The organism is Flavobacterium sp. CFBP9031 (assembly GCF_034044945.1).
In the GTDB taxonomy this organism is placed as follows: Bacteria; Bacteroidota; Bacteroidia; order Flavobacteriales; family Flavobacteriaceae; genus Flavobacterium.
The window spans coordinates 1-23,026 of record NZ_JAXCWF010000004.1; the positions used below are offsets into that span (position 1 = coordinate 1).

The 23,026-nt window shown below is 33.4% G+C and carries 22 protein-coding genes; 6 read left to right on the forward strand and 16 right to left on the reverse strand.

Annotated elements, in window-relative coordinates; all coding sequences use genetic code 11:
* Positions 1-285: 285 nt before the first annotated feature.
* The 3 genes from SOM12_RS07685 to SOM12_RS07695 form a co-directional block, all read right to left on the reverse strand.
* Positions 286-1,191, reverse strand: a complete 906-nt coding sequence (locus SOM12_RS07685) for an energy transducer TonB (RefSeq protein WP_320492962.1) — start codon at positions 1,189-1,191, stop codon at positions 286-288.
* 304 nt (positions 1,192-1,495) lie between these two features.
* Positions 1,496-2,722: a Glu/Leu/Phe/Val dehydrogenase dimerization domain-containing protein gene (locus tag SOM12_RS07690; protein ID WP_320492963.1), complete on the reverse strand. Its 1,227-nt coding sequence runs from the start codon at positions 2,720-2,722 to the stop codon at positions 1,496-1,498.
* Between the two features lie 142 nt (positions 2,723-2,864).
* On the reverse strand, positions 2,865-3,440 hold the full coding sequence (locus SOM12_RS07695) for a chalcone isomerase family protein (protein WP_320492964.1): 576 nt from the start codon (positions 3,438-3,440) through the stop codon (positions 2,865-2,867).
* Between the two features lie 491 nt (positions 3,441-3,931).
* Here SOM12_RS07695 and SOM12_RS07700 point away from each other — a divergent pair, with 491 nt between their 5' ends.
* The 4 genes from SOM12_RS07700 to SOM12_RS07715 all read left to right on the forward strand — a co-directional run bounded on the left by SOM12_RS07700 (position 3,932) and on the right by SOM12_RS07715 (position 7,576).
* On the forward strand, positions 3,932-5,074 hold the full coding sequence (locus SOM12_RS07700) for an acyl-CoA dehydrogenase (protein ID WP_320492965.1): 1,143 nt from the start codon (positions 3,932-3,934) through the stop codon (positions 5,072-5,074).
* Positions 5,075-5,205: 131 nt separating this feature from the next.
* Entirely contained in the window at positions 5,206-6,183 is a 978-nt protein-coding gene (locus tag SOM12_RS07705) for a M20/M25/M40 family metallo-hydrolase (protein WP_095931810.1), read from the forward strand.
* A 35-nt stretch (positions 6,184-6,218) separates the two neighbouring features.
* Positions 6,219-6,896 carry an SDR family NAD(P)-dependent oxidoreductase gene (locus SOM12_RS07710; RefSeq protein WP_095931811.1) on the forward strand — a complete coding sequence of 226 codons (678 nt, stop codon included), beginning with the start codon at positions 6,219-6,221 and terminating at the stop codon, positions 6,894-6,896.
* Positions 6,897-6,979: 83 nt separating this feature from the next.
* A complete protein-coding gene (locus SOM12_RS07715) occupies positions 6,980-7,576 on the forward strand; it encodes a SprT-like domain-containing protein (RefSeq protein ID WP_095931812.1) in 597 nt (198 codons plus the stop codon).
* Between the two features lie 90 nt (positions 7,577-7,666).
* Here SOM12_RS07715 and SOM12_RS07720 read toward each other — a convergent pair whose 3' ends face one another.
* The 6 genes from SOM12_RS07720 to gcvP all read right to left on the reverse strand — a co-directional run bounded on the left by SOM12_RS07720 (position 7,667) and on the right by gcvP (position 15,222).
* Positions 7,667-8,428 (reverse strand): ABC transporter ATP-binding protein, encoded by a 762-nt coding sequence (locus tag SOM12_RS07720; RefSeq protein ID WP_095931813.1) that lies wholly within the window; start codon positions 8,426-8,428, stop codon positions 7,667-7,669.
* Positions 8,428-9,174, reverse strand: coding sequence for an MlaE family ABC transporter permease (locus SOM12_RS07725; RefSeq protein ID WP_095931814.1), 747 nt, complete (start codon positions 9,172-9,174; stop codon positions 8,428-8,430). The genes SOM12_RS07720 and SOM12_RS07725 overlap by 1 nt, the downstream gene beginning before the upstream one ends.
* Positions 9,175-9,253: 79 nt before the next feature.
* Positions 9,254-10,102: a glycosyltransferase gene (locus SOM12_RS07730; protein ID WP_320492966.1), complete on the reverse strand. Its 849-nt coding sequence runs from the start codon at positions 10,100-10,102 to the stop codon at positions 9,254-9,256.
* 128 nt (positions 10,103-10,230) lie between these two features.
* The gene (locus SOM12_RS07735) at positions 10,231-10,758 is read right to left on the reverse strand and encodes a methyltransferase (RefSeq protein ID WP_320492967.1); all 528 of its coding nucleotides are present in this window, start codon (positions 10,756-10,758) and stop codon (positions 10,231-10,233) included.
* A 155-nt stretch (positions 10,759-10,913) separates the two neighbouring features.
* Positions 10,914-11,972: a 3-oxoacyl-ACP synthase III family protein gene (locus tag SOM12_RS07740; RefSeq protein ID WP_095931816.1), complete on the reverse strand. Its 1,059-nt coding sequence runs from the start codon at positions 11,970-11,972 to the stop codon at positions 10,914-10,916.
* 400 nt (positions 11,973-12,372) lie between these two features.
* Positions 12,373-15,222 (reverse strand): aminomethyl-transferring glycine dehydrogenase, encoded by a 2,850-nt coding sequence (gene gcvP, locus SOM12_RS07745; RefSeq protein WP_320492968.1) that lies wholly within the window; start codon positions 15,220-15,222, stop codon positions 12,373-12,375.
* 198 nt (positions 15,223-15,420) lie between these two features.
* On the opposite strand from gcvP, the gene SOM12_RS07750 reads away from it, so the two are divergent.
* Positions 15,421-16,230, forward strand: coding sequence for a hypothetical protein (locus tag SOM12_RS07750; RefSeq protein WP_320492969.1), 810 nt, complete (start codon positions 15,421-15,423; stop codon positions 16,228-16,230).
* Positions 16,231-16,554: 324 nt separating this feature from the next.
* Here SOM12_RS07750 and SOM12_RS07755 read toward each other — a convergent pair whose 3' ends face one another.
* The 6 genes from SOM12_RS07755 to SOM12_RS07780 all read right to left on the reverse strand — a co-directional run bounded on the left by SOM12_RS07755 (position 16,555) and on the right by SOM12_RS07780 (position 20,664).
* Complete coding sequence (locus tag SOM12_RS07755) at positions 16,555-16,950, reverse strand: DUF1090 family protein (protein ID WP_320492971.1); 396 nt, start codon at positions 16,948-16,950, stop codon at positions 16,555-16,557.
* Between the two features lie 70 nt (positions 16,951-17,020).
* Entirely contained in the window at positions 17,021-17,260 is a 240-nt protein-coding gene (locus SOM12_RS07760; RefSeq protein WP_320492972.1) for a hypothetical protein, read from the reverse strand.
* A 364-nt stretch (positions 17,261-17,624) separates the two neighbouring features.
* Positions 17,625-18,530, reverse strand: coding sequence for a TIGR01777 family oxidoreductase (locus tag SOM12_RS07765; protein WP_320492973.1), 906 nt, complete (start codon positions 18,528-18,530; stop codon positions 17,625-17,627).
* A 59-nt stretch (positions 18,531-18,589) separates the two neighbouring features.
* A complete protein-coding gene (locus tag SOM12_RS07770) occupies positions 18,590-18,976 on the reverse strand; it encodes a hypothetical protein (RefSeq protein ID WP_095931528.1) in 387 nt (128 codons plus the stop codon).
* A gap of 385 nt (positions 18,977-19,361) precedes the next feature.
* Positions 19,362-20,099: a DUF2071 domain-containing protein gene (locus tag SOM12_RS07775; RefSeq protein WP_320492974.1), complete on the reverse strand. Its 738-nt coding sequence runs from the start codon at positions 20,097-20,099 to the stop codon at positions 19,362-19,364.
* 61 nt (positions 20,100-20,160) lie between these two features.
* The gene (locus SOM12_RS07780) at positions 20,161-20,664 is read right to left on the reverse strand and encodes a GbsR/MarR family transcriptional regulator (RefSeq protein ID WP_095931525.1); all 504 of its coding nucleotides are present in this window, start codon (positions 20,662-20,664) and stop codon (positions 20,161-20,163) included.
* A 136-nt stretch (positions 20,665-20,800) separates the two neighbouring features.
* On the opposite strand from SOM12_RS07780, the gene SOM12_RS07785 reads away from it, so the two are divergent.
* Entirely contained in the window at positions 20,801-22,063 is a 1,263-nt protein-coding gene (locus tag SOM12_RS07785; protein WP_095931524.1) for a cation:proton antiporter, read from the forward strand.
* A 190-nt stretch (positions 22,064-22,253) separates the two neighbouring features.
* On the opposite strand, the gene SOM12_RS07790 is transcribed toward SOM12_RS07785, so the two are convergent.
* Positions 22,254-22,913, reverse strand: coding sequence for a SanA/YdcF family protein (locus SOM12_RS07790; protein WP_320492976.1), 660 nt, complete (start codon positions 22,911-22,913; stop codon positions 22,254-22,256).
* Between the last annotated feature and the right edge of the window lie 113 nt (positions 22,914-23,026).

A 23,026-nucleotide genomic window follows, 5' to 3' on the forward strand; every position in this document is an offset into this window, starting at 1 on the left:
TATTTATATTACTATAATCACGAAAGGCCACATCAGGGAATTGATGGAAAAAAGCCAATCGAAATGATAAATCCGTTACCGAAATAAGTGACTTTTACAATTTCGACGAAGGAGAAATCTTCGCAAGTAACTCCTCAAAGAGAAGCCAATCTTTGTAGAGTCTCTCGCGAAGATTTCTCCTTCGTCGAAATGACAAACAGGTTGGATACAAAAAAGGCTTTCAGATATTTCTGAAAGCCTTTTTTATAATAGCAGATTCGTGCAAATCCGTGAAATTCGTGTTTTTTAATTCAAGTTAAAATTATAAATAATTCGTCCAACTTGTTTTGGTGCAGCATTGTCATCAGCAGACCATTTTGTATTTAATGCGGCAATTTTGGCTTGTTCTAATAAGCAACTTGCTTTGTTTGTTGTTCCTTTTATTCCTGCAGTAGCACTAACGGTTTTTCCAGTTTGATCGACTGTAACTTCAACCACAACAGTTCCTTCTTCATTACAAGTATATTTTGGAGCTGGCTTAGATAATGCTTTTCGTCCGTTCAAAGAATATCCAGATCCTCCACCAGAACCTCCGCCGCTTCCGGCTCCGTAACCGCTTCCTGTGCCAATGCCATTTCCAGTTCCGTTACCGCCTCCAGTTCCTCCGCCAGAGCCACCAGATCCGTAATATCCGTTTGAGTTTAAACTTCCGTTTGCTTTTCCTTTATTTCCAGCTGCTTTATCGTCTCCATCGCCACCTTTATTAGAACCTTTCATAATGCTGGCTAAAGCATCATTTGTTGAGTTAGAAACTTTTGGTTTTTCTGGTACAGGTTTTTGTATTGGTTTTTCAACAGGAACAGGTTTTTTCGGCTTCTCTTTGGTCGGAATAACAACATCATTATCAGCAGTTGTATTTTCTTGACTAATTATAGCTTCTTCTTTAGGAGTTGCTTTAGGAGTTGCTTGTTTTACATTGTTTTTTACATCCAGAACTTCGCTTTTATAATTGGCACCAGAGCCTAAATCGCTGTCTCCGAAATTTACAGTTACGCCACCGCCACCTCCGCCGCCATCAGCAAGAGCTACATTGTTTTCTGGATTATAAGGAGGCCAGAAACGTATAAAAAGCAACAATAGAATTATTGCCGCATATATAGCTGTTGTGAATAGCAATGATTTCTTTTGATCTGTAGAAATAGACGAACTCATTTAGATTCTGAATTTTGAAATGTATTATTTTAAAAACGTTTAAAAGTAGTAAAAATTGTTTAGAATGAAAGAGAGAATTTAACCGCTAAGTTCGCAAAGGTTTACGCAAGGTTCGCAAAGCGATTTGTTTTTAAATCTCGCAAAGTCACGAAGTCGCAAAGTTTTTCTTTTTTTAGTTTTTTTGTGACTTCGCGACTTTGCGAGAAATAACCTAACGTTCTTTGCGTAAACCTTTGCGAACTTTGCGGTTAAAAAAAACGAGCCAACAATAATGCGGCTCGTTTAGATTGAGATATAAATCAATTTACACTAACTGTTTCAATGCAATTTCAAAAGCAGTTGCGCTGATATTTGTTTTTGATTGACTTAAAGCATGAGCTTTTACAATCGCATTTTTAATTGTGTCTGAAGTATCGTTAAAAATAGCCTCATCTGTCATTTGAACTTTTTTCTCCATGAAATAAGCAAAAACTCGTGCCATTCCACAGTTTGAAATAAAGTCTGGAATTAAACTTACCTTACGGTCAACTTCTTCCATAATAGAACCAAAGAAAATTTCCTTGTCAGCAAAAGGAACATTCGCACCGCAAGAAATAACTTCCAATCCATTTGCAATTAAACTATCAATTTGCGCTTGAGTTACCAATCTAGATGCAGCACATGGAGTGAAAATCTCTGCGCCGATTGTCCAGATTTTAGAATTGATTTCATCAAACGGGATCATATTATCCGCAACCAATTTATTTCCGTCTTTATTTAAAAACAACGTTCTAATTTCTTCAAAAGATAAACCTTCTTCTTTTATTAATCCACCGTCGCGATCGATGATTCCGATAACTTTTGCGCCCATTTCGGCTAAATAAAAAGCAGCTGCAGAACCTACGTTTCCAAAACCTTGTACGATTGCTTTTTTACCTTTTATGTCTCCGCCATAAGTTGCGTAAAAATGACGAACCGCTTCGGCAACGCCATAACCCGTAATCATATCGGCAACTGTATATTTTCTAGTTACGTCTGGAGAGAATTTAGGGTTTTCGATAACCTTAATTACACCCTGACGTAATTGACCAATTCTATTGATTTTATCAGCTTCTGTTGGTTTAAAGTGTCCATTGAAAACACCTTCCTGCGGATGCCAAACACCACATTCTTCTGTCATCGGAATAACTTCGTGAATCTCATCAACATTCAAATCTCCTCCAGTTCCATAATAGCTTTTCAATAACGGAGAAACGGCTTTGTACCAACGTTGCAAAACACCTTTTTTGCGAGGATCGTTTGGGTCAAAGTTAATTCCAGATTTAGCTCCTCCAATTGCAGGACCAGAAACTGAGAATTTAACTTCCATAGTTTTTGCCAATGACAAAACTTCATTCATGTCTAAGCCTTTTCTCATTCTTGTTCCTCCACCCGCAGCTCCTCCACGAAGTGAATTAATTACAGTCCACCCTTCGGCTTCTGTTTCAGAATCTTTCCAATTGAAAACAATTTCAGGTGCTTTGTTTTCAAATTGTTGTAATAAATCTTTCATTTTGTTGTGATATGTTTATTTTGCGTAAATGTATAAAATAGAATAATGCGAATAATGTATTTTGCAGCAAATTTAGCAAACAAAAAAGAAAAGCCGAAAACTATCTGGTTTTCGGCTTTCTGAATATTTAAAAAATTAAGAACTATTGTCCTAATAAGTGTTTTTTCAAAGTTTCGTCAACTGGTTTGTCAGAAAGCCAGATTCCGAATAATGCTTTTTTGAAATCAAATCCAGGAATTTTTCCTTTCAAAACTTCATTTTTAGAAACGTAAACATTTTGGTCAAAAGGGTTGTAAGCTAAAACAAATACATCTTTTTCTGTAATTACGTCACTTAAAAAACTTTTTAGCTGTTCAATTCTAGGGCGTAGTTGTTCAAGATTTGCTCCAGCAGATTTTTCAAAACCTGTGTTCATTGCTTTTGTCAGTTTGTTTGAAGAAACCATAGAAGAAGTAATTTCAATTCTGACAGCCATTTCAGTATCACTATCAATAATGAATTGCGGATCTTGAGCTAATTGAGATAAATACAATGCCTGAACATATACTTCCAGCCACATTTTTGATCTTCCGCCTGCTCCGTTTAATTGTAATGACTTGCCTTGAAATTCTATTTTTCTAGGAACTGTCACACCGTTAACTTCGATTTGAGTTTGTGCTGAAACAGTAGAAAATGGTAAGCTTAAAAGGATTATCAGTAAAAGTAAAATCTTTTTCATATTCTATCAATTTATTATTTTTAAGGCAAAAATAATAGTAATTTATTAATATTTGGTTCATTTTTAGAATGTTTTTTTTCTGTAAAATATACATTTAATTTTTCTATTACATTAAAAATCAAATTAGTAGGACTAGTTTTACGTAGATTTACGTGTTTTAAGAATTGTTTAAGGATTGACTGATATAAATCCTTCATAAATGTTCGTTTTTTTAAGCTTTAAAAAGAAAAATTGGCTTTTAAATTTTAAAAGAATTGTTACGAGATTAATGCTGATTTGAAGAAAAAGCTAAATAATCACGAAAACGTTATCGTAATCTTTGCTGATCTATTAATTTTATATGCGCGCATTGTAATTACACTTTTAAAAAGTATCTTTGGAAGCCTTTGAACTGAAAAGTTTTAGGAGCTGAAAAAAAACAAAAACATAAAAAACCATCAACTGAAATTTGTTTTGAAATTTTGGTTGAAAAAACTTTAAAGAATACTACTATGGATTTTAATCTTACCGAAGAACATTTAATGATTCAGCAGGCAGCAAGAGATTTTGCTCAAAATGAATTATTGCCGGGAGTTATTGAACGTGACGAACACCAGACTTTTCCAACGGAGCAAATCAAAAAAATGGGTGAGCTTGGATTTATGGGAATGATGGTTGATCCTAAATATGGAGGAAGCGGTTTAGACGCTATTTCTTATGTTATTGCAATGGAAGAAATTTCTAAAGTAGACGCTTCTGCATCTGTTGTAATGTCTGTAAACAATTCATTAGTTTGCTGGGGATTGCAAGAATATGGTACTGAAGAGCAAAAACAAAAATACCTTCCAGGTTTGGCTTCTGGAGAAATTCACGGAGCTTTTTGCTTAAGTGAACCTGAAGCAGGAAGTGACGCAACTTCTCAAAAAACAACTGCGGTTGATATGGGAGATCACTATTTAGTGAACGGAACTAAAAACTGGATCACAAACGGAAATACAGCATCTGTATATTTAGTAATTGCACAAACACATCCAGAATTAAAGCACAAAGGAATTAATGCTTTGATTATGACTAAAGATATGCCAGGTTTTTCAGTTGGTCCGAAAGAACAGAAAATGGGAATCCGCGGTTCTGATACACATTCATTAATGTTTTCTGATGTTAAAGTTCCAAAAGAAAATAGAATTGGTGAAGATGGTTTCGGATTTAAATTTGCAATGAAAACTCTTGCAGGCGGAAGAATTGGAATCGCTTCGCAAGCATTAGGAATTGCTTCAGGAGCTTATGAATTGGCTTTAAAATATTCTAAAGAACGTAAAGCTTTTGGAACTGAAATTTGCAACCATCAGGCAATTGCTTTTAAATTGGCAGATATGGCAGTAAATATCGAAGCAGCGCGTCATTTATGTATGAAAGCAGCTTGGGATAAAGACAATCATAAAAATTACGACGTGAGCGGTGCAATGGCAAAATTATTTGCTTCGCAGGTTGCAATGGATACTTCAGTTGAAGCTGTTCAAATTCACGGAGGAAACGGGTATGTAAAAGAATACCACGTAGAGCGTTTTATGCGTGATGCTAAAATTACTCAGATTTACGAAGGAACTTCTGAAATTCAGAAAATCGTAATTTCTAGAGCAGTTATTGCTGGATAAATAATCGTAAAAACATATTTTAAACCCTTTCGGCTTTTAGTTGAAAGGGTTTTTTTATGAATATTCTATTACTTTTCATAAGTTTATAGTCCAATAATAGTATTATCAATCATCAATAAAAACAGAAAACCATGAGAAAGCTATACTTTTTGCTTCCATTTATTTTTTTAGCATGTAAATCGGGAACTTCAACTTCAAATGAAAGTGGAGCAAAAACAGATTCAAAGCCAATAGAAATTAGCTATAAAGTAAAAGAATCTGAAATTTCAGATTTTCTAAAATATCTTTCTTCTGACGAATTGGAAGGCCGTGAGACAGGAACGCAAGGAATTGAAAAAGCGGCGGTTTTCTTGGAAGATTTTTTAAAGAAAAATAAAATCAAACCCTATTTTAAAACCTATCGCGATACTTTGACCAATTTTGATTCGCCAGCTTTCAACATTGTTGGTGTTATTGAAGGAACAGATCCTGAACTTAAAAAAGAATTTGTGGTCCTGAGCGCACATTACGATCATATTGGTTTAGAGAAAAAAGAACAAGCCGATAAAATAAATAATGGAGCAAATGACGATGCCTCGGGAGTAACGTCTGTAGCGGCGATGGCAAAATATTTTAGCGAAACTAAAGCGAATAAACGAAGTATCTTAATTGTGTTTTTTGCTGGAGAAGAAAAAGGATTACTAGGTTCAAAAAGTTTAGTAGAGAAATTGAAAAAACAAAATTTCAATCTTTATACACAATTAAACATAGAAATGATTGGTGTGCCAATGAAACGAGATTATTTGGCTTACATAACTGGTTTTGATAAATCGAATATGGCGCAAAAAATAAACGAATATACAGGAAAAAACACCATTGGATTTTTACCGAAAGAAGCAGAATATCAATTATTCTACCGCTCTGATAATTATTCGTTTTTTCAAGCTTTTGGAAAACCATGCCAATCCCTAAGTACTTTCGATTTTGAAAACTTTGATTATTATCACCATGTTTCAGACGAATTTAAATTAATGGATATTCCTCATATCACGGCATTCACACAAGAATTATTGCCTGCAGTAACCAAAATTGCGATTTCGCCAACGCAAGAAATAACGATGAACAAATAAGAGGCTGTTTTACAGCATTTGATTATTTTTGCTACATGAAAAATATTATCGTTACAGGAACAAGCAGAGGAATTGGTTACGAATTAGCCTTGAAATTTGCCGAAGCAGGTCATCAGGTTTTGGCCATTTCCAGAAAAATACCGCAAGCACTTTTAGAACATCAAAATGTAACTTGTCTGTCTGTTGATTTGGCAGATGAAACGGCTTTGGATCAGGTTGACAATTTTCTTTCTTCAACATGGAAAAAAGTAGATGCAGTTGTTCATAATGCAGGGGCTTTGCTTTTAAAACCTTTTGAGCAAACGACACAGGCAGATTTTGAAAATATTTATAAAGTGAATGTTTTTGCTGTTGCCAATTTAACTCGTATCTGTATTCCGTATTTAGAAAAAGGAAGTCATGTTGTAACAATTAGTTCAATTGGTGGAGTTCGCGGAAGCTTAAAGTTTGCTGGATTAGCGGCTTACAGTTCGAGTAAAGGAGCCGTAATTACTTTAACTGAATTATTGGCTGAAGAATATAAAGAAAAAGGAATTTCATTTAATGTTTTGGCTTTGGGTTCTGTTCAAACTGAAATGCTTAATGAAGCTTTCCCTGGTTATCAAGCTCCAATTTCTGCTGAAGGAATGGCAACTTATATCTATGATTTTACATTAAATGGAAATAAATATTTTAACGGAAAAGTTTTAGAAGTTTCTTCAACAAATCCGTAAATTAAATTCCAAAATAAAAAATCCAAATTCCAATTTTAAAACGTCTAACGTATAACATCTAACAGATAACATTTAACTTTAAATTGAGCGAAACTTTAGCTAAATATATTCCTGAACACGCGGTAAAACCTGTTTTCGATTTGATAGTGGCCAATCAGGTTCACTTGAAAATTGTAAACGAGCGTCAGACGCGTCACGGTGATTATAGGAGAGGACCAAGTGGAAAGCATGAAATTACGGTTAACGCAAGTTTGAATAAGTATCGTTTTTTAATTACGCTGATTCATGAAATTGCACATTTAGTTGCTTTTGAGAAATTCGGACGAAATATAAAACCGCATGGAAATGAATGGAAATATACTTTTCAGCGTTTAATGGTTCCGTTTATTCGGCCAGAAATATTTCCAGGACAGATATTACCGCTTTTGGCAAGACATTTCAAAAATCCTTCAGCGAGTAGTGATACCGATACTACTTTGTCTTTGGCTTTAAAACAATATGACAAAGAAAATGATAAAAATTACGTGTTTGAAATTCCGTACGGAAGTATTTTTAGAATTAAAAATGGTAAAGTTTTTAAAAAAATAGCCGTTAGAACAAAGCGTTTCGAGTGTTTAGAAATCAGCTCTGGAAAGACTTATCTTTTTAATCCGAATGCAGAAGTAGAATTGATCAATTAAATTCCAAGTAAGAGAGAATAAAAAATCCCAAATTCCAAAGTTTACTACAATTGGAATTTGGGATTTTTAATATTGGAATTTTTAAAAGGACTAGCCTTTTAAATAGGCTTCTCTTACTTTTTTGAAAAGGTTTGAAGAATAAACAAATTTAACTACTGCCTCATTGTCGGTCGTAAAGATTTCTTCTTTTGTTCCTTGCCAAGCTTTCAGACCTTTCTTTAAGAAAACAATATTCTCACCGATTTCCATTACAGAGTTCATATCGTGAGTATTAATTACAGTTGTAATATTGTATTCTTTTGTGATTTCTTGAATCAAGTTATCAATCAAAGTCGAAGTATTTGGATCTAAACCAGAGTTAGGCTCATCACAAAACAAATATTTCGGATTGTTTACAATTGCGCGAGCAATAGCCACACGTTTCTGCATTCCTCCAGAAATTTCAGAAGGCAGTTTCTTGTGTGCATCGATTAGATTTACTCTTTCTAAAACAAAATCAACGCGTTCTTTGATTTGCGCTTTGTTGTTATTAGTGAACATTTTTAATGGGAAAGCTACATTTTCTTCAACAGTCATTGAGTCAAATAACGCACTTCCCTGAAATACCATTCCTATTTCGGTTCTCAAGTCACGTTTTTCATCTTTGTCTAAATCAGAATAAACCCTTCCGTCAAATTCAATTGTTCCTGAATCTGGCGTGTGAATTCCTAATAGCGTTTTTAATAAAACTGTTTTTCCAGATCCACTTTGTCCAATAATCAAGTTGGTTTTTCCAGTTTCAAATACCGTCGAAACGCCTTTTAAAACTTTGCTATCCCCAAATGATTTTTCTATATTTTTTACTTCTATCATTATCCTAATAATAATTGAGTTAATATATAATTAAAAAGAATGATACAAACAGAAGTCCATACGAATGATGTTGTACTTGCTTTACCAACTTCTAATGCACCACCTTTCATATAGTATCCGTGAAAAGATGGGATTGTTGCCAATAGCATGGCAAAGATTAAAGTTTTAATAAAGGCATAAGTAATATGGAACGGTATGAAATCTTTTTGAGCTCCCATAATAAAATCTGCACCAGTTGAAAATCCTCCGTAAGCACAAGCCATCCATCCACCAAAAATTCCTAAAAACATACTAATCCCGATTACGAAAGGATACATTAATAAAGCGATTATTTTTGGAAAAACAAGATAGTTTACGGAGTTAACTCCCATAACTTCTAACGCATCAATCTGTTCTGTAACTCGCATTGTTCCGATACTTGAAGTAATGTAAGACCCCATTTTTCCGGCCATAATTACCGAAATAAAAGTAGGGGCAAACTCTAAAACTACAGATTGACGTGTAGCAAAACCAATTAAATATTTTGGAATTAAAGGATTGGTTAAGTTTAATGCTGTTTGAATGGCAACAACTCCTCCGATGAAAAAAGAGATAAAGCAAACAATTCCTAGTGAGTCAATAATAAGATCATCAATTTCTTTTAGGATTAGATTTTTCATAACAGGCCATTTAGTCTGTTTGTTGAAAATTTCTTTCAGCATTAAAAAATATTTCCCTACTTGGGATAAATAACGGATTAGCATCATAATTTTTAAATATTGGCTAAATTAAGGATTAGTTTACAGTTTACCGTTTCAGCTGGGCAGTTTTTTAATTTTTTTAAGATTAAAAAAGCTTTTGTTTCATTTTTGCAAAACGATAATTCCTAATAAATTTAGCCTGTTCGGGGGTAACTAATAAAGGAGTATTGGCTTTTTTGGCTTTCCAAAATCCTCTGATATAATCTAAAAACAGAAATGGTTTTTTCTTCATCATCGCCAATTTTGCCGAAGCAATTGCGGTAATCCAAAACCCATAACCTAAAGTGTAAAAAGCTTCGCCTTGTTTGTAACGAGCTGTTTTATTGTAATTTGCTCCCGTTGGTTTTAAATGTTTTACATGTAAAGATTGGTCGGTTACAATTTTCCAATTGTAATATTTACAAAGTAATTCATCAACAGTATCCCAACCCATTGCTGGACGTAAACCGCCAATTTGTTGATAGGTTTCTTTTCTATACGCTTTTAAGGCTCCGCGAATATGATCTTTATCGGTAAGGTTTTCTAAAACCCATTCACCATTTTTATCAATGTAGCAGAATCCTCCAACCATTCCAACTCTTTCATCTGATTCGAAATGTTTAATAATGGTCTCAAAATAGTTTGGAGGAAAAATTAAATCGCCGTCTATTTTTACAATGATATCATAATTAGAATCTAAAGTTTCAAAACCTTTCTGAAAAGCTTGAATCACTTTACTTCCCGGCATATGAATGGCATCTGAAGTTTTGTTTACAACAGAAATATACGGATTGTTTGTTGCAAAACCTAACACAACTTCTTCAGTTTTATCTGTAGAATTGTCATTTACAACCACAACTTTTGATGGCAAAACAGTTTGAGAAACCAAAGATTCTAAAGTCAAGCCTATTAAATCTTGTTCGTTGTGTGCGGGAATGACGATGTAGTATTTCATTTTAAATTCCAAATTTTTAAAAATTCCAAATTCCAATTTTTGAGAATTAATCCCAATCTTCTAAAATTCCAAATTCCAATCAAAGCTGGTTCAATTGGAATTTGGGATTTTTTTATTGGAATTTGCCTTTAGGCTTTTATTTTTTCAGCCACAACAATATAATATCTCGGAGTGAAATATCTTAATAAGGGTCTGAATCCGAATTTTTTTACTGGATGTGTAAATTGTAATCGATCGGTAATTTTCCAGCCCGTTTTTTCTAAAAGCCAATCCAATTGCCAATCTTCAAATTCATGGTAATGTCTGTCCCACATATCGGTTTTAGAACGATATGCTGGTGAAAACCATAAACGTAATGGGATTGAAATTAATAGTTTGTCACATTTTACGTTTTGTAAAACAGTGTATGGATTTAGTAAATGTTCGAAAATCTCAAATGCAGTAAAAACAGTATATTCTTCCGTTTGTAGCGCCGTATGGTCGTTGTCTAAATCTTCGCCTTTTGTATTTTTTACGGTATAACCATTTTCTTCCATTATCTTAGAAAACGGATTGGATACACCAAAATCAAAAATGGTTTCAGATGTGCTAACGTGCTTTTTTAAAAACTCTAAGGTAAGTTTGAATCTTTTATTCGGAAACGTTTTTTCGTACATAGTTATTGCGAACGAATTAATCTCTCGTTCTTGATTTTAATTAGGTCGCAAATATACTAAAAAAGTCCGCACCTAATAGTGCGGACTTTTTTAGTTTTCAGTCTCAGTCACAGTTTTCAGTCTGCAAAACTGAATACTGTAATTGTAAACTGCGACTAGTATCTATAAACAAAAGCATTAATATTCATTCCAGCTCCTACTGAAGCAAAAATAAGAACATCGCCTTTGTTGATTTCGTGGTTCTCTATTTTTCCTTGTAAAATCAAATCGTATAGAGTAGGAACAGTTGCAACACTGCTATTTCCTAGATCGTGAATACTCATTGGCATAATATCTTTTGGAGCCGTTTTATCGTAAAGTTTGTAGAAACGTTCGATAATTGCTTCGTCCATTTTTTCGTTTGCTTGGTGAATCAGGATTTTTTTTACTTCATCAATTCCAATTCCGCTTTTATCTAAACAGCTTTTCATAGCGCATGGAACATTGCTTAAAGCAAATTCGTAGATTTTACGCCCATACATTTTAATGTATTTAATATCTGGATCTAAATCTGGATTATACGATTTTCCGAAGAAAAGATAATTCGCTTCATCATTGGCATAAGTAGCGCTTTCGTAAGACAACAATCCAGCATCATCGGTCGATGCTTCTAAAATTGAAACTCCAGCTCCATCAGAATAAATCATAGAATCACGGTCGTGATCATCTACAACTCTCGATAAAGTCTCGGCACCAATTACCATTACTCTTTTTGCCATTCCAGATTTGATAAAAGCATTTGCTTGTAAAACGCCTTCAATCCATCCAGGACATCCAAAAAGAATATCGTAAGCCACACATTTAGGATTCTTAATTCCTAATTTGTTTTTAACTCTTGTTGCTAAACTTGGTAAAACATCAGTTTGATGCGTTCCTGTTTTTACGTCACCGAAATTATGCGCAAAAATAATGTAGTCTAAAGTTTCTGGATCGATTCCCGCATTTGCAATTGCTTTTTCAGCCGCAAAGAAAGCTAAATCAGAAGAATTGTATTGTGGTTCGGCATAACGACGATTCTCGATTCCCGTAATACCTTTAAATTTTTTAATTACAACTTCATTAGGATAACCAAAAGGAGTTCCGTCCTCATTTAAAAAAACATGTTTATCAAAATCTGTGTTTTTTACTTCTAAATTAGGAATATAACTCCCAATACCAATAATTTTTATTTTCATTTCCCTTTAATTATCCGATAAATTTAGTGCTAATGTATAAATAATTTTATGATAACTATCATAAAAAATAGTATGCATGCATATAATTATGAAATAACTATTTTTCTGTAAATATATTGTCTTTTTTCTAATGATTTTTTAATATTTCCTAGATTTCAAACGATTGAAGGAGATTTCGAGGCTAATTTTTTTTGCTTTTACCTTGATTTTATTGAAATAATTTCACAAAAGATTAGCAGAAAGTTATGTTTCTTTAAATCAGATTTCTTCTTTGTTGTTTGATGTGGAAAGTTTTAGGTTTCAAGTTATGCTAGAACCTGAAACCTGAAACTGGAAACAAAAATAAACCCGACAAGTTTTTAAAACCTGTCGGGTTTGTTCATTATAAGAAAACTAAATTTTAGCTTTCCATGTAAGCTTCAATAGGAGCACAGCTACAAACTAAATTTCTGTCACCATAAGCATCGTCAACACGACGAACAGATGGCCAGAATTTATTGTCAGCAATATACTCTAATGGGTAAGCCGCTTTTTCTCTAGTATAAGGGAAATCCCAATTGTCTGTGGTTAACATTGCCAATGTGTGAGGTGCATTTTTCAATACATTGTTTTTATCATCAGCTGTTGCAACTTCAATTTCTTTTCTAATTGAGATAAGAGCATCACAAAAACGATCTAGTTCTGCTAAATCTTCAGATTCAGTTGGTTCGATCATTAAAGTTCCTGCTACTGGGAAAGAAACTGTTGGAGCGTGGAAACCGTAATCCATTAAACGTTTAGCGATATCACCAACCTCGATTCCGTTTTCTTTAAATGCACGGCAATCTAAAATCATTTCGTGAGCAGCTCTTCCGCATTCTCCAGTGTAAAGAATTGGGTAGTGACCTTCGAAACGAGATTTCATATAGTTCGCATTCAAGATTGCGTGCTCTGTAGCACTTTTTAATCCGTCAGCACCCATCATTGTGATGTAACCATAAGAGATTAAACATACTAAAGCAGATCCGTAAGGTGCAGATGAAATTGCTGTAATAGCTTGTTCACCACCTACTTTTAAGATTGGGTTTGTTGGCAAGAAAGGAACTAATTTCTCGTTCACACAGATTGGTCCAACACCAGGTCCACCACCACCGTGAGGAATAGCGAATGTTTTGTGTAAGTTTAAGTGACAAACGTCGGCACCAATTGTAGCAGGATTTGTTAATCCAACTTGCGCGTTCATGTTTGCACCATCCATATATACTAATCCGCCATTGTCGTGGATTAATTTTGTGATTTCAATAATTGAAGATTCGAAAACTCCGTGAGTAGAAGGATACGTAACCATTAAGCAAGATAAATCATCTTTGTGCTCAATTGCTTTTTCTCTTAAATCTTCTACATCAATATTTCCTTCTGGAGTAGTTTTCGTAACAATGATTTTCATTCCGGCCATCGCTGCAGAAGCAGGATTGGTTCCGTGAGCAGATGAAGGAATCAAACATACATTACGGTGGCCTTCGTTTCTTGACATGTGGTAAGCACGAATTGCCATTAATCCAGCATATTCTCCTTGAGCACCTGAGTTTGGCTGTAAAGTTGTTCCAGCAAATCCAGTAATTACATTTAATTGTTGCTCTAATTTTTTAAGCATTGTAATGTAACCTTCTGCTTGCTCAACTGGTGCAAACGGGTGAATGCTGTTCCAGTTTGGCATTGAAAGAGGCAACATTTCAGAAGCTGCGTTTAACTTCATTGTACAAGAACCTAATGAAATCATTGAGTGATTCAATGATAAATCTTTACGCTCTAATTTTTTGATGTAACGCATTAACTGACTTTCTGAATGATGATTGTTGAATACATCATGTGTTAAGAAAGACGACGTTCTTTCTAATGAAGCAGGTAATTGACTAGCTTCAGTTAATTCAGAAACAGAAACCGTTTCTTTTCCTAAAGCTTCAGTAAAAATCGCAACGATTTGGTTGATGTCAGAAACTGAAGTCGTTTCGTTTAACGAAATAGAAATTGTATCAGCATCAACGTAGAAGAAGTTTACTTCGTTTTTCTCTGCTACAGCTTTTACTTTTTGAGCGTCTGCTTTTACTAAAATAGTATCAAAGTAAGCAGAGTTAATTTGAGAAACTCCAATTTTATTTAAAGCCTCAGCAGTAGTAACCGCCGATGCGTGAACTTTGTTTGCAATGTATTTTAATCCTTCTGGACCGTGGTAAACTGCGTACATTCCAGCCATAACTGCTAGTAAAACTTGAGCAGTACAAATGTTTGAAGTTGCTTTTTCACGTTTAATGTGTTGTTCACGAGTTCCTAAAGCCATACGTAAAGCACGGTTTCCATTTACGTCAATAGAAACTCCAATGATACGACCTGGCATAGATCTTTTGTATTCTTCTTTAGTAGCAAAGTAAGCAGCGTGAGGACCACCGTAACCCATTGGTACACCAAAACGTTGTGTAGTTCCAACCACTACAGCAGCTCCCATTTCTCCTGGAGAAGTTAAAGTTGCTAATGATAAAATATCAGCAGCAAAGGCAACTTTGATTTCGTTTTCTTTTGCTTTAGCAACAAAAGCACTATAATCGTTTACCTGACCGTATTTTCCTGGGTATTGTAAAATAGCTCCAAAAAACTCAGTTGAAAAATCAAAGTTTTCGTGGTTTCCAACAACTAATTCAATTCCAATTGGAGTTGAACGTGTTTGAAGTACAGATAAAGTTTGTGGTAAAATTTCTTCAGAAACGAAGAATTTGTTTGTATTGTTTTTCTTTTGATCACGAGTACGAACATCAAAAAGTAAAGCCATCGCTTCAGCAGCAGCTGTACCTTCGTCAAGTAAAGAAGCGTTTGCAATTTCCATTCCTGTCAATTCGATAACAGTAGTCTGGAAATTTAAAATAGCTTCCAAACGACCTTGAGCAATTTCTGCTTGGTAAGGCGTGTAAGCAGTATACCATCCTGGGTTTTCGAAGATATTTCTCTGAATCGGCGCAGGAACGATAGTTGGATGATAACCCAAACCAATATATGATTTGAATACTTTATTTTTCTTCCCTAATTCTTGAATGTGATTTGCGAATTCATATTCTGTCATCGCAGGATCTAAGTTCAAAGGTGCTTTTAAACGAATATCGTCCGGAAGGGTTTCGTAAACAAGTTGCTCAATTGAGTCAACTCCAATAGTTTTCAGCATGTGCTGAAGATCAGTTTCTCTTGGACCAATGTGTCTTAAAGCAAAAGCATCTGTTTTCATTTGTAGCTATCTATTTTTTTTAAATTGATGTGTTCGTACACCCTTTTGACATACGAATCACATTTAAAAGTAAATGTGTTGTTTTTTTGTGGCGCAAAATTAAGTATTATTAATAATTTAATAGGTATTTTTAACTTCAATTTTTATCAATTTTATAACTAAAGAGTTGATTTGTTACCAATTGATTAGATTTGAGGCATGAAACTTCTAAAACAAATTTTCGATTTTTATTTAAACAGCAGTATTCACGTGGCTTTATCGTGTTATGCTTTGGTCCGAATTACGTTTTACTTCTTTCATATTCAATATGATGAACCAATGACCTTGTTTGTTTTTTTTGGAACAATTGTAGGATATAATTTCGTAAAGTACGATGCCTTGGTTCGCGTCAAGAAAAAACCAATAGGAAATCAGCTCAAAATTATAGCCGTTTTTAGTTTCATTTCGCTCCTTTTGGTGGGGTATTATTTTTTCCATTTAAAACGAATTACACAAATTGTTTCCGTAGTAATATTTGCCATAACGGCGCTTTATACTTTACCGTTTTTTCCAAACAGAAAAAATGCCCGAAACTGGGCAGGCGTAAAAATTTATATTGTCGCACTTTGCTGGGTTGGCGCCACTTTGGTTTTACCTTATATAAATGCCGAAATTCCTTTTACAGCCAACTTTTTTATAAAATGCATTCAGCGTTTTGTTTTGGTTTTTGTGCTGATTTTGGTTTTCGAAATCCTGGATTTGGCCAATGACGATCCGCATTTGCAAACCGTTCCGCAGACCATTGGTGTAAAAAGAACTAAGATTTTAGGATTTTCGCTTTTAGTTCCGTTTTGGGTTTTAGGAATATTGACTTTTACGCTTCATGATCTTATCATTAACCTCATTATGGTGGTAACTTTAATGCTGTTTATTCTTTTTGCCAACACCAATCGTTCTAGATATTATACTTCTTTCTGGGTCGAAGCCGTACCTATTTTTTGGTGGTTAATGATTGTGTTTTCTAAATAATATTATTTTGGGCGTGTCCCTCCGGGTCGGGCTTTCGGCTAAATCTTTTATTCCGCTCCGCTGCATAAAAGGATACCGCCTCTATCCCTCACGCAAACCGTAAAATGAGAAAATTTATTTTCAAAAGAAGATTTATTAATTTTTTGAGTTGCCTCCAGTTTTAGCTGGAGGTAAAAAGAAGTATTGAATAAGGCTTTAGCCGAAAGATAAAGTTTGGCTAAAGCCTTCAACATTTGAACACATTTAATCTCCAGCTAAAACTGGAGGCAATTGAAATTAATATTTTAAAATCTGCCTAATCTGCGAAAACAAATTTTCAAAAAACTATTTTGTTTTTTGTTCTGCCAAAGCTTTATTCAAATCTGCTTTAGCCTCATTTAGTTTTTTTCTTTTCTTGTCGATTTTTTCTTTGCTTTCCTTATCCTTAATCGCTTCGTTCAAATCAGCAGTTCTTTCATTGACTTTTTGCTGTTTCTCTTTTACCTTTTTGTCAAGATCTTTGTTGACTGTTTTGGTGGTGCAGTTTTTCTTGGTTTGCGCAATCGCTTCTTCAACACCTTTTATCTGATTTTGATTTCCAGCTTTTTTCGCAGCAGCTAATTTTGTGTTTAATTCACAAAGCTTTCTTTCACATCCTTTAAGAGTTGTACAATTACTTTGAGAAAACCCGACAAAAGAAATAACAAAAAGAATTAAAGTCAATATCGTTTTTAATTTCATAAGTATGTTTTTTTTTAATTTATAATTAATTCTTTTTAAGAATAATACTTATAAAATTAAGCAATTTATATTAAACGAATTTTTCAGAAACGGCTTTCAAAACCTTATTTCTTTCCAAAAGAAAATTAGTAAGATGTTTTTGCAAAAGCAAAATGTCAAAAAGTTTACCGAATATACCAAATGGAGTTTCATATTGTAAAAGGTCTTTCATGATCGTATGATTATTTTCTTCTTCAAAAAAATGTTCGTGTTTAAACGACTTGAATTTTCCTTCTTCCATTTCATCCACAAAATAATCATAGAAATTCATTGCAGTGATACGGCTTTTGTGAGTAAGGTAAAGCCCAAAATGTTTGCCTCGCCAAGTTACGGTTTCGTTTAAATTAATTAAACTAGACGTTACACCAGCAATTGCTTTTTCTTTTGAAGGACTTGCCGATTGCTGATGAATATCGATATTTCTTGAAGCATCAAAAACGATTTGTTTTGAGGCTTTTATTTTGGTTGTGAGTTATATTGTTGTCATTGGTTTAAGTTTGTTTTTTACTTACTCTTGTCATTTCGACGAAGGAGAAATCTCCACAAGAGGCTCGACAAAGATTGGCTTATTGGAGCGGAGTTACTTGCGAAGATTTCTCCTTCGTCGAAATGACAAAACTATGTGAATTTGGGTTCTAAATTAAATCTCGAAAAGCCTTATTAATATTCCCAAACTTAAATTGAAACCCATTTTCTAGAAGTCGCTTAGGAATTACATTTCTACTTTTCAAAACCAATTCTGTTTCAGTTCGAATAAAAAAAGATCCAATTTCAAGAAAGAATTTGTTCATCGGAATTCCGAATGGAAAACCAACCGCTATTCTTAGTTTTTGCATAAAATCAACATTTTGAATTGGTTCTGGAGAAACTACATTTATAACTCCAGTAGTTTCTTTTTGAATAATAAAATCAACTGCATTGGCAAAATCTGCCTCATGTATCCAACTTATAAACTGATTCCCTTTTCCTTGTTTTCCTCCAAAACCAATTTTAGCCAAAGTCTTTAACGGAATAAAAGCACCGCCATTTTTTCCTAAAACAATCGAAGTTCGCAAAGCAGTTTTTAAAGTCTTTGGAGTTTCAGTTTTAAAGAATGCTTTTTCCCAAGAAAGCGCCACATTTATAGAAAAGTCATTTCCAATCTCTCCATCAATTTCATCCATTTGTTTGTCTAATGAAAATCGATAAATAGTTGAGGTTGATGAATTCAGCCAATGTTTCGGCGGATTTTGACAATTTAAAACCGCTTTATTTAGAATTTTGGTGCTTTCGATTCGAGATAAAAGAATTTCTTTTTTGTTTTCTTTCGTATAACGGCAATCAACAGACTTTCCTGCTAGATTAATTAAAACTGTAGCATTCTCCAATTCCTTTTCCCAGCCCGAAAAAGTTCTAGCGTTCCAATTTACATATTTAATTCCGTCAATTGTTTGAGATTTCCCTCGGGTTAGAATGACAATCTCTTCAAATTTATTTTTGAAATGATCGACTAAAACTTGTCCTAGAAAACCGGTTCCTGCTGCGATTATAAGCTTGCTCATGTGTTTTTCAAGTATTAAACCCGACAGTTTTTTAACCCTGTCGGGTTTCGTTAATCTTATTAAGCTTTAAAAACTAATCTTTCTTCTCGCTGTGCCTCTTTTGCTTTTCTTTTTCCTCTAAAAAAGAAATACAAATTAAAGAATAACATAATTCCAAGATAAATAGAAAATCCGCCAATTTTATAACTTAGATTTTCGATTAATTCTTGATAAGTATCGTTGCTCAATTGCAATTCAAGAATCATTAGCGCAAAGCCAATATTTAAAAGATAGAATCCAGTTTCAAATAGTTTGTTAGTTGCCTGTGCAATATCTTCACGTCCTTTAAATATGTCAAGCATAAAGATTTTTCCATTTTTGAAAAGGGTTTTAGAAACATAATAAGTTAAAAATAAAGCGACTGGTAAATAAATTCCGTAACCGATTAAGATTTTTGTAGTTTCCATAATATTTAGTTTTTATTGTTATGAATTAGTTTTTGAACATACTTAGTTATAATCAAAATGTTGAGATAATGTAGAATTGAAATAATGAAAATTATGACAGCTGTTTTGATGCAAATTATTTCGATCAATTGAGCCGGAGAAATATTTTTTTGCCAGGAAATTAAAGTCATTGCACAATAGCCAATATTCAAAAGATAATATGCTAAAAGCAAAATCTGATTAATTTTTTGACAGAGATCAGCGTGGTTTGGGATTAATTCTAAAACAAAAATATTTCCGTTTTTGTAGCAGATTTTCCCCACTTTTAGGATAATGAAAATAGTTATGCTGAGGTAGGTAAAATACCCAATGATATTAAGATTCATAGTTTCCTGATTTATGAGATTTAATATATTTCTTCTAGAACAGGAAGAATCTGCAATTTCCTTTTGTTCTTCACTGTAATTTTTGAGCCTTCAGCCAAGAAAATAGAAGTTGGTTTTTGAGTTTGAAGAAACCCAAAATCGGGTCCATAATTTTTTTCGAAATCAATATCAATTCGATGGTTTAATACTTCAAATTGTTCCCATCTTGGATGTGTCACTTCATATTCAAAAGTGGTTTCTTCATCGATTTTGGTGTATCCGAAATAATGTTCTGTAATAAATTCTGCTTCAGAATCGATTTCGATTTTACTTAAATCTTTTTTGGTTTCAATTTCAATTGTGTTCCATTCTTTATCCTTTTTCCATTGATAAATAAAAGTATTCGTGTTTTTATTTTCAATGATTTCATGTTTCATTTTCTGAGTTTCATAATGTTCCTGATACAAAGTATTGGCAATAAAAGTGATGGCTTTTTTAGGAACAATTTCTTTAATGAAAACCACTCCGCGTTTCCATTCGCCATTTTCAAAACGCTTTACATAAAATCTCAGATTCATTTCTTCAAAATTGGTATGAAACGGAACTTTCAATCCTAAAACTTTGGTGTTTTTAAACATAAATCCGACCAAGCTTACGTAACATTTGTTGTTCCAAATGTCAATTTGAGTTCCTGCAGGAAGATATTTTTCTAAAATTTCAGCATCAATTTCATAATTGAAAAGTGCTAAGTTTTTCCATTCTGCTTTTAAGAAGTTCATGATAAGTTGTTTTTAAATTTTTAAACTTTCAGAAAAAAATGAAAGTTTGGATTAAATTTTTTTATTTCATCATTTTTATAACCAGTTTTCCTAGCCAGTTATCATTAAATTCAGTCATTTTGTCCAACATATTGTCTGCTTTTAAAACGAAATCATACAATTTAGTAGTTTGATCTACAAAGTGTTTTTCTTCTGCCGAATCTTTCGGTTCGATAGTCGAAACTTCTTTTAAGATTTTTAGCGTTGGCTTGATTTCTCTTTTGCTTCTTTCTCTGGAAATTTTAACTGCTAATTCGTCTAAATCTTTTTCTGCTGTGAAAAATTCTTTTCTTTCCCCAGCTTTATATTCTTTATAAACAATTCCCCAATCCATTAAACCTCTTAAGTTCATACTGGCATTTCCGCGGGAAATCTGCAATTCTTCCATAATATCTTCCATAGAAACAGGTTCGTTCGAAACCATTAATAAAGCGTGGATCTGTGCCATCGTTTTATTAATACCCCATTGAGAACCTAATGCTCCCCAGGTTTGTACAAACTTATTTTTTGCTTCTTTGAATTCCATGAGTCAAATGTAAGTAAAAGTTTTTAAACTTTCAAAAATAATTGAAACATATTTAACGAATTATAAAGTTATGTTAATTCAAGTCTTGAATTTTTGATTAAATAATGATACAGCTATTTTTGTAAAAATCACATTTATGGAATTATACTACACATTTTCAGTACTTATTGTACTGGCTTCTTTCTTCGCCTATTTAAATTTAAGATTTTTAAAACTTCCAGGAACCATCGGCATCATGATTATTGCGATGTTGGTTTCGGTTGGAATTCGTCTTTTAGGAGATTCTTATTTTCCTGCAACCACCAAACATTTTTTTGATTTAATAAAAGAATTTGATTTCAATGAGATCTTGATGGGAGCAATGTTGAACTTTCTTTTGTTCGCTGGAGCACTTCACGTAAATATGGCAGATCTTAAAGAGCAAAAAGTTCCCATTATGATTTATTCTACAGTTAGTGTTGTATTGTCAGCTTTAATCATTTCTGGTTTACTTTTTTATATTGCACCCCTTTTAGGAATAAAAATTCCTTATATATTTTGCTTAGTTTTTGGAACCTTAATTTCTCCAACCGATCCAATTGTGGTTTTAGGAGTTTTAAAGGAAGCGAAAGTTCCTAAAAGAATCGAAACCAAAATTGTTGGTGAATCTCTATTTAATGATGGAGTAGCGGTTGTAATGTTTGCTGTTGTTTTGAAAATGGCAACTGATCCAACATTTGATATGACTTTTGGTTCTATTGCTTGGTTATTTGCAAAAGAAGGTATTGGAGGACTTTTATTAGGTGCTGTTCTTGGGATTTCGGCATCAAACGTTATGAAGAAAATTGACGATTATAAAGTCTCAGTTTTAATCACGCTTTCTATTGTAATGGGAGGATTCTTGATTGCGCAAAGTTTACACGTTTCTAGTCCGCTGGCGATGGTTGTTGCCGGATTGATTATTGGTAATTATGGTAAAAAAGTAGCAATGAGTGAAGTTACCCAAGATTATCTAGGGAAATTTTGGGAACTTATCGACGAAATATTAAATGCTATTTTATTCTTATTTATTGGTTTTGAATTGTTGTTACTGCCAGATTTAAATAAACAATTGATAACAGGTTTTGTAGCCATTTTTATTGTTCTTTTTTCAAGATTAACTTCTATCGTTTTACCTTGGAAATTCTTTGATATCTTTAAATTCTTCGGAATCAGGTCTGCTTACAACAAAGGTTCTTTAATGGTTTTGGTTTGGGGCGGAATTCGCGGTGGTGTTTCTATTGCATTAGTGCTTTCTATGCCCGAAGGAGAATACAAAAACCTTTTACTTGAAGTAACTTATATTGTTGTTCTATTTTCTATTGTAGTGCAAGGACTGACGGTTGGAAAGCTTGCGAAACGAGTTTTGGAGAAAGAGTAAAGTAGAAAATAGAATATAGAACAAAGAGTAAAGATTTGTTCTCTTAAAAATATCTGATTAGAAAATGGGCTGTCTCATAAGTGAGTCGGCCCATTTTTTTTGAAATGCTCCGGAGGAGCAAAATATTTATAGCAAATAGGGTTTTCAAATATCAAAAGCTCCAACGGAGCGATAAATGCCTCGATAGTTTTTATCGTTTATCTTCTTTAGAATAATTGGATTCTCCATTAATATTAATTTCTCCACCTAAAAAGCGAGGTTCACGATTTCTCAAAACATCAAAAAAGGATTTAAAAACCGAACCGTATTCTCTAAACTGAACATAATTATAACCCAAATATTCTCCTTGGTTTGCAGAATATCCCGCTGATTTTATTCCGAGTTTTTGTCCGATATAAATGGCGCGATTTAAATGATATTCCTGAGAAATTAAAGTGGCTCTTTTAATTTTGAAAATGTGCTTTGCACGATACATCGTAGAGTAAGTATCAAAACCAGCATAGTCGATAAATATTTTGGTTGTGTCAACTCCGTGATTAAAACAGTAGCTTTTCATTACCGTTAATTCATCATATTCCTCACGACCGTTATCTCCAGAAAGTAGAATTTTATTGATTCGTTTTGCTTTCCAAAGCATAATTCCGGCATCTAAACGATCTTTTAAATATTTGCTTGGCTGATCTCCATTGATTCCCGCACCAAAAATAATTCCGACATCGTTTTTAGGGAATCTTTTAATTGAATAATGAATGTATTTTTTTGTTGAATTTTTTACATAGTAGTTTACAGAAACAATGGCAATTAATCCAATAATTACTAAGTAAAGAGCTATTTTAAAATATTTTTTCACGGCTGGTATTTGTAAGATTAGGATTTAAAAATACGAAGATAGCTAAAGTAAAACCAAATAAAAAACCGAAGCATTTCTACTTCGGTTTCAAAATTTAATTCTCTAGGAAACTT